The sequence below is a fragment of the Actinomycetes bacterium genome (assembly GCA_024222295.1).
GTDB lineage: Bacteria > Actinomycetota > Acidimicrobiia > Acidimicrobiales > Microtrichaceae > JAAEPF01.
In genome coordinates this window covers 1-826 of sequence record JAAEPF010000082.1, presented here as the reverse complement: position 1 = coordinate 826, position 826 = coordinate 1, and the positions used below count along the sequence as shown (strand labels likewise).

Annotated in this window: 2 protein-coding genes; both read right to left on the bottom strand. The window is 68.8% G+C overall.

What is annotated here, in order from left to right; genetic code table 11:
- Positions 1 to 429: type III pantothenate kinase (locus tag GY812_16920; GenBank protein ID MCP4437168.1), on the bottom strand; the 429-nt coding region annotated here is incomplete at its 3' end.
- Positions 430 to 502: 73 nt separating this feature from the next.
- Positions 503 to 826, bottom strand: a 324-nt coding sequence (locus GY812_16915) for a hypothetical protein (protein MCP4437167.1), incomplete at its 5' end; no start/stop codon positions are given.

Genomic DNA, 826 nt, shown 5'->3' with positions numbered 1-826 from the left:
GTTGTTGCCGGTCCCGAAGTCGACCACGACGGTCGGTCCGCCGTATAGGTCGAAGGCGGCGACGGCGTTGGCGATGCGGTCGGCACCCACCTCCCTGGGGTTGTCGTACAGGATCGCCATTCCCGTGCGAACGCCAGGCTCGATCACGACCGGCGTGACGTCGGTGCTGCGGTCGATCATCTCGCGCAGGCTGGCAAGCACGCGTGGCACGCCGGCGCAGATCGCCACCCCGTCCATGTCGAACGGATAGCCGGACAACTGCAGCAGGCTCCGGATCACGACGGCGTGCTCGTCGGCGGTTCGCTCCGCGTCGGTGGCTATCCGCCAGTGGTCGAGCAGGCCGGCGGCGGCGGTCGCCCCCGAGGTGGGCTCGCTCTCGTAGAGCCCGATGACGGTCTGGGTGTTGCCCACGTCGATGGTCAGCAGCAAGGTCGCTCCTCCGCAACGGTTTCGGCGCCTGGGAAGATCATCGCACGAAAGGGTGCGCCGGTGGGTGTTGCGGTCATGGATCGACCCGGTCCAGGTCCAGGCCCATGTCGAGTGCCGGTGCGGCCTGCGTGAGGGAGCCGCTGGATACGCAGTCCACGCCGGTCGCTGCGTAGTCGGCAACGGTCTCGAGCGTGATGCCCCCCGACGCCTCGAGGAGGGGCACCTTTCCGCCCTCCTCACCGAATGAGCGGGCGATGCCGACGGCCTCCCGGACGACTTCCGGCTCCATGTTGTCGAGCAGCAGGGCATCGGCCCCGGCGGACAGTGCCTCGCTGACCTGTTCGATGGTGTCGCACTCCACGTGGACGATCCTGTCCGGCCAGAGCCCACGGGACCG